The organism is Streptomyces sp. NPDC056296, from assembly GCF_042268605.1.
Classification (GTDB): Bacteria; Actinomycetota; Actinomycetes; order Streptomycetales; family Streptomycetaceae; genus Streptomyces.
The window spans coordinates 48125-54388 of the sequence record NZ_JBHJRX010000055.1; the positions used below are offsets into that span (position 1 = coordinate 48125).

The following is a 6264-nucleotide window of genomic DNA, read 5'->3' on the forward strand; positions in this document are numbered from 1 at the left end:
ATGGTGGGACGGGCGGCGCGCGGAGTGCCGCCCGTTCGCGCTCTACTCGGCGCCGTTCCCGGCGTCCCCCGGCGCCGGCTCCAGATCGAACTCCCCGTCCCGGGCACCGAGCACGAACGCCCGCCACTCCGCCTCCGTGTACCGCAGCACGGTGTCCGGGTCGAGGGACGACCGCATGGCCACGGCACCGGCGGGCAGGTAGGCGATCTCGACCCGCTCCTCGTGCTCCTCGGTGCCGGGCGCGCTGTGCCATTCGACGCCGGAGATGTCGAGGGAGTAGAGCTCGTCCCGCTCCCGTTCCTTGCGCGCCTTGAGTTCCCGGTCCTCGGCATCGACCATGGTGGCTCGGTCCTTTCCTGCACTGCGGGCGGTCTGTGCGGTCACCCTACTGGCCACCGTTCTCCCTGCTCAGCGGTTTGCGGATGTCCGTAGCCGCAGAGGTGACGGCAAGGAGCGCGGCACGGGTGACGGCATGGGCCACGACCCGGTCACCGAGCCTGCGGGAAGGGCCGTCCGTCCAGGCTGGTACTCTGTGTAACGGCCGTTTGTGTACGCGCCCCCGGAGCTCAGAGCCCTGGAGGTCGCGCCCAGCGGATCCCCGCCTTCCGAGTCACGGAAGATCCCCCGAGACGTAGACCGGGGGCACTCGGTTGGCACTCACAGACCAAGAGGAGTACGCGTGTCGCTCGACGCCGCAGTGAAGAAGCAGATCATCACCGAGTTCGGTACCAAGGAGGGCGACACCGGCTCCCCCGAGGTCCAGGTCGCTCTGCTGTCCCGTCGGATCTCCGACCTGACCGAGCACCTCAAGACCCACAAGCACGACCACCACTCCCGTCGTGGTCTGCTGATCCTGGTCGGCCAGCGCCGCCGGCTGCTGCAGTACCTCGCCAAGAAGGACATCCAGCGCTTCCGTGCGCTGGTCGAGCGCCTCGGCATCCGCCGCGGTGCGGCGGGCGCCAAGTAAGACGCCGTGAAGGGAGCGGTTCCCATCGTTCGGGGGCCGCTCCCTTTGCTGTACGTGCGCTCTGACGCCACCGCTTTGTAGTGTGGTAACAGAGACACAAGACGCACGGCACAACGAACGAAACGAGGAGAAGCGAGCCTCGCCGCCGCCGGTCCTCGGTAGTGGCCCCCGGGGACAGAACCCCGGGTGCTTCGATCGAAGACCGGCCCGCATTGCATGGAGCGCTTCTCCGCCACCGTCCCCCCGCCACACGGGCGAGGAGGGACGAAAGACGACAAGTAACGGAGAAAATGCTAGTGGAGAACGAGACCCACTACGCCGAGGCCGTCATCGACAACGGCGCCTTCGGCACCCGCACCATCCGCTTCGAGACGGGCCGGCTGGCCAGGCAGGCCGCCGGTTCCGCCGTGGCGTACCTGGACGACGACACCATGGTGCTGTCGGCCACCAGCGCCTCCAAGAACCCCAAGGACCAGCTCGACTTCTTCCCCCTCACGGTGGACGTCGAGGAGCGGATGTACGCCGCCGGCAAGATCCCCGGCAGCTTCTTCCGCCGTGAGGGCCGGCCGTCCGAGGACGCCGTCCTCACCTGCCGCCTGATCGACCGGCCGCTGCGCCCGTCCTTCAAGAAGGGCCTGCGCAACGAGATCCAGGTCGTCGCCACGATCATGGCCCTCAACCCCGACCACCTGTACGACGTCGTGGCGATCAACGCCGCCTCCGCGTCCACGCAGCTGGCCGGCCTGCCCTTCTCCGGCCCGATCGGCGGCGTCCGCGTCGCGCTGATCCGCGGCCAGTGGGTGGCCTTCCCGACGCACACCGAGCTCGAGGACGCCGTCTTCGACATGGTCGTCGCGGGCCGCGCCCTGGAGGACGGCGACGTCGCGATCATGATGGTCGAGGCCGAGGCCACCGAGAAGACCATCAAGCTGGTCGAGGGCGGCGCCGAGGCGCCCACCGAGGAGGTCGTCGCCGCGGGTCTGGACGCCGCGAAGCCCTTCATCAAGGTGCTGTGCCGCGCCCAGGCCGACCTCGCCGCGAAGGCCGCCAAGCCGACCGGTGAGTTCCCGGTCTTCCTGGACTACCAGGACGACATCCTGGAGGCGCTCAGCGCCGCCGTCCGCCCCGAGCTCAGCCAGGCGCTCACCATCGCCGGCAAGCAGGAGCGCGAGGCCGAGCTGGACCGCGTCAAGGCGCTCGCCGCCGAGAAGCTCCTGCCGGAGTTCGAGGGCCGCGAGAAGGAGATCTCCGCCGCGTACCGCTCGCTGACCAAGTCCCTGGTCCGTGAGCGCGTCATCAAGGAGAAGAAGCGCATCGACGGCCGCGGTGTCACCGACATCCGCACCCTGGCCGCCGAGGTCGAGGCCATCCCGCGCGTGCACGGTTCCGCGCTGTTCGAGCGGGGCGAGACCCAGATCCTGGGCGTCACCACCCTCAACATGCTCCGCATGGAGCAGCAGCTGGACACCCTCTCGCCGGTGACCCGCAAGCGCTACATGCACAACTACAACTTCCCGCCGTACTCCGTCGGCGAGACCGGCCGCGTCGGCTCCCCGAAGCGCCGCGAGATCGGCCACGGCGCCCTCGCCGAGCGCGCCATCGTGCCGGTGCTGCCGACGCGCGAGGAGTTCCCGTACGCGATCCGCCAGGTGTCCGAGGCCCTCGGCTCCAACGGCTCGACGTCCATGGGCTCGGTCTGCGCCTCCACCATGTCGCTGCTGAACGCCGGTGTGCCGCTGAAGGCCCCCGTCGCCGGTATCGCCATGGGCCTGATCTCCCAGGAGATCAACGGCGAGACGCACTACGTCGCCCTCACCGACATCCTCGGTGCGGAGGACGCCTTCGGCGACATGGACTTCAAGGTCGCCGGCACCAAGGAGTTCGTGACCGCCCTCCAGCTCGACACCAAGCTGGACGGCATCCCCGCCTCCGTCCTGGCCGCCGCCCTCAAGCAGGCCCGTGACGCCCGCCTCCACATCCTCGACGTGATGATGGAAGCGATCGACACGCCGGACGAGATGTCCCCGAACGCGCCGCGGATCATCACCGTGAAGATCCCCGTCGACAAGATCGGTGAGGTCATCGGCCCCAAGGGCAAGATGATCAACCAGATCCAGGAGGACACCGGCGCCGACATCACGATCGAGGACGACGGCACCATCTACATCGGTGCCGCCCAGGGCTCGCAGGCCGAGGCCGCCCGCGCCACGATCAACGGCATCGCCAACCCGACCATGCCCGAGGTCGGCGAGCGCTACCTGGGCACCGTCGTGAAGACGACGACCTTCGGCGCGTTCGTCTCCCTGCTGCCCGGCAAGGACGGTCTGCTGCACATCTCGCAGATCCGCAAGCTGGCCGGCGGCAAGCGCGTGGAGAACGTGGAGGACGTGCTCGGCGTGGGCGCCAAGGTCCAGGTCGAGATCGCCGAGATCGACTCCCGCGGCAAGCTCTCCCTGATCCCCGTGATCGAGGGCGAAGAGGGCGACGACGCGGCATCCGCCCCCGCGGACAAGGACGACACCGACAAGTGACGTCTCGTAGCGCCAAGGCGACGGCCCGCACCTCCTCGGAGGCGCGGGCCGTCGCCCGTACCCAAACCCTGATCAAGGGCGAGCACGGCATCGGCACGGTCCGCAAGACCACCCTCCCGGGCGGCCTGCGCATCGTCACCGAGACCCTGCCCTCGGTCCGCTCGGCGACCTTCGGCATCTGGGCGCACGTCGGCTCCCGCGACGAGACCCCGGCCCTGAACGGCGCCACCCACTACCTGGAGCACCTGCTCTTCAAGGGCACCCGCAAGCGCAGCGCCCTGGACATCTCCTCCGCCATCGACGCGGTCGGCGGCGAGATGAACGCGTTCACGGCGAAGGAGTACACGTGCTACTACGCACGCGTGCTCGACACCGACCTGCCGCTCGCCATCGACGTGGTCTGCGACATGCTGACCGGCTCGCTCATCCGCGAGGACGACGTGGACGTCGAGCGCGGCGCGATCCTCGAAGAGATCGCGATGACCGAGGACGACGCCGGCGACTGCGTGCACGACCTGTTCGCGCACACCATGTTCGGCGACAACGCCCTCGGCCGCCCCGTCCTCGGCACGGTAGACACGGTCAACGCCCTCACCGCCGACCGCATCCGTCGCTTCTACAAGAAGCACTACGACCCCACGCACCTGGTGGTCGCCGCGGCCGGCAACGTCGACCACAACAAGGTCGTACGCCAGGTCCGCGCCGCCTTCGAGAAGGCCGGCGCCTTCCGGGAGCCGGTGGCCGCGCCCATCGCCCCGCGCGACGGACGGCGTACGATCCGCGCCGCCGGCCGCGTCGAGCTGATCGGCCGCAAGACCGAGCAGGCACACGTCATCCTCGGCATGCCGGGCCTGGCCCGCACCGACGAGCGCCGCTGGGCCATGGGCGTCCTCAACACCGCCCTCGGTGGCGGCATGTCCTCGCGCCTCTTCCAGGAGGTCAGGGAGAAGCGCGGCCTCGCCTACAGCGTGTACTCGTACACCTCGGGCTTCGCCGACTGCGGCCTGTTCGGCGTGTACGCGGGCTGCCGGCCCTCCCAGGTGCACGACGTGCTCAAGATCTGCCGCGACGAACTCGACCACGTCGCCGAGCACGGCCTCACCGACGACGAGATCGGCCGCGCGATCGGCCAGCTCCAGGGCTCCACGGTCCTCGGCCTGGAGGACACCGGTGCGCTGATGAACCGTATCGGCAAGAGCGAACTGTGCTGGGGCGAGCAGATGTCCGTCGACGACATGCTGGCCCGGATAGCCTCGGTCACGCCGGACGACGTCCGCGCCGTCGCTCGCGAGGTCCTGGGACGACGGCCCTCGCTGTCGGTCATCGGCCCGCTGAAGGACAAGCAGGCGTCGCGGCTGCACGACGCCGTCGCCTGACGGTCCCGTTTCGAGAAGGAAGCATGTGACATGAGCAAGCTGCGCGTGGCCGTCCTCGGTGCCAAGGGCCGGATCGGCTCCGAGGCGGTACGGGCGGTCGAGGCCGCCGAGGACATGGAGCTGGTCGCCGCCCTCGGCCGGGACGACAGCCTGGAGGCGCTGGCCGAGACCGGCGCCCAGGTCGCCGTCGAGCTGACCACCCCCGACTCGGTGATGGACAACCTCGACTACTGCGTGCGCCACGGCATCCACGCCGTCGTCGGCACCACCGGCTGGACCGACGAGCGCCTCGCACAGCTGCGGACCTGGCTCGACGGCTCCCCGGAGACGGGCGTGCTCATCGCGCCCAACTTCTCCATCGGCGCCGTGCTGACCATGAGGTTCGCGCAGATCGCGGCCCCGTACTTCGAGTCCGTCGAGGTCGTCGAGCTGCACCACCCGAACAAGGTCGACGCCCCCAGCGGTACCGCCACCCGCACCGCCCAGCTGATCGCCGAGGCCCGGCAGAAGGCAGGCGCCGCTCCGGCGCCCGACGCCACTGCCACCGCCCTGGACGGCGCCCGCGGCGCGAACGTCGACGGCGTCCCGGTCCACGCGATCCGCCTGCGCGGCCTGCTGGCCCACCAGGAGGTCCTGCTGGGCGGCGAGGGCGAGACCCTCACCGTCCGGCACGACTCCCTGCACCACAGCAGCTTCATGCCGGGCATCCTGCTGGGCGCCCGCCGCGTGGTGACCGCCCCGGGCCTCACCTTCGGCCTGGAACACTTCCTGGACCTGAACTGAGCCCGGGACCGAGCCCCGAACCGAGCCCCTGACCCTCATGCGCGCGAAAATCTCCTACGTCATCACGGCCGCCGTCCTGGTCTTCTACTTCGCCCTGGTCGGCAGCCGCGGTGTCATGCTCATCGGCACCGGGACGCCCGTCGCCGTCGCCTTCGGCATCGCGGTACTGATCCTGCCGGTGATCGGCGTGTGGTTCCTGTGGAAGAACACCCAGTTCGTCCGCAGGGCCAACGCCCTCGCCGCCGAACTCGACGCCGAGGGCGGACTGCCCGTCGACGAGCTGAAGCGCACCCCCAGCGGCCGCGTCGACCGCGACTCGGCCGACGAGGTCTTCGCCCTGCGCAAGGCCGAGACGGAGGACGCCCCCGGCGACTGGCGCAGCTGGTTCCGCCTCGCCGTCGCCTACCACGACGCCCGCGACACTCCGCGCGCCCGCAAGGCGATGCAGCGGGCGATCGCCCTGCACGACGGCAAGCACGTCGAGGCGGCCTGAGCACACCGAAACCAGGACCGAAACGCCGGGGCCCGGACCGCACTGCGGGTCGGGTCCCCGTGTCTTTCGTTTTTTTCTTTTTTTTTTGTCTTTTTTTTTTTTTCTTTCCCTGCG

Annotated in this window: 6 protein-coding genes; 5 read left to right on the forward strand and 1 reads right to left on the reverse strand. The window is 69.6% G+C overall.

Going from position 1 to position 6264, the window contains the following annotated elements:
- Positions 1-42: 42 nt before the first annotated feature.
- Entirely contained in the window at positions 43-339 is a 297-nt protein-coding gene (locus tag ACFCZF_RS32150) for a DUF397 domain-containing protein (protein ID WP_376674631.1), read from the reverse strand.
- 340 nt (positions 340-679) lie between these two features.
- On the opposite strand from ACFCZF_RS32150, the gene rpsO reads away from it, so the two are divergent.
- The 5 genes from rpsO to ACFCZF_RS32175 all read left to right on the forward strand — a co-directional run bounded on the left by rpsO (position 680) and on the right by ACFCZF_RS32175 (position 6150).
- The gene (rpsO, locus tag ACFCZF_RS32155; RefSeq protein ID WP_019330982.1) at positions 680-967 is read left to right on the forward strand and encodes a 30S ribosomal protein S15; all 288 of its coding nucleotides are present in this window, start codon (positions 680-682) and stop codon (positions 965-967) included.
- A gap of 296 nt (positions 968-1263) precedes the next feature.
- Complete coding sequence (locus tag ACFCZF_RS32160; protein WP_375925005.1) at positions 1264-3498, forward strand: polyribonucleotide nucleotidyltransferase; 2235 nt, start codon at positions 1264-1266, stop codon at positions 3496-3498.
- Positions 3495-4874, forward strand: a complete 1380-nt coding sequence (locus ACFCZF_RS32165) for a M16 family metallopeptidase (protein ID WP_376674632.1) — start codon at positions 3495-3497, stop codon at positions 4872-4874. Before ACFCZF_RS32160 ends, ACFCZF_RS32165 begins: the two co-directional genes overlap by 4 nt.
- A gap of 30 nt (positions 4875-4904) precedes the next feature.
- Complete coding sequence (dapB, locus tag ACFCZF_RS32170) at positions 4905-5657, forward strand: 4-hydroxy-tetrahydrodipicolinate reductase (RefSeq protein ID WP_376674633.1); 753 nt, start codon at positions 4905-4907, stop codon at positions 5655-5657.
- 37 nt (positions 5658-5694) lie between these two features.
- A complete protein-coding gene (locus tag ACFCZF_RS32175; protein WP_376674634.1) occupies positions 5695-6150 on the forward strand; it encodes a hypothetical protein in 456 nt (151 codons plus the stop codon).
- Positions 6151-6264: the final 114 nt, after the last annotated feature.

Excerpts from the sequence above, each read along its gene's own strand:
- ACFCZF_RS32150 (WP_376674631.1), bottom strand. The coding sequence starts at position 339 with ATGGTCGATGCCGAGGACCGGGAACTCAAGGCGCGCAAGGAACGGGAG.
- dapB (WP_376674633.1), top strand. The coding sequence starts at position 4,905 with ATGAGCAAGCTGCGCGTGGCCGTCCTCGGTGCCAAGGGCCGGATCGGC.
- ACFCZF_RS32175 (WP_376674634.1), top strand. The coding sequence starts at position 5,695 with ATGCGCGCGAAAATCTCCTACGTCATCACGGCCGCCGTCCTGGTCTTC.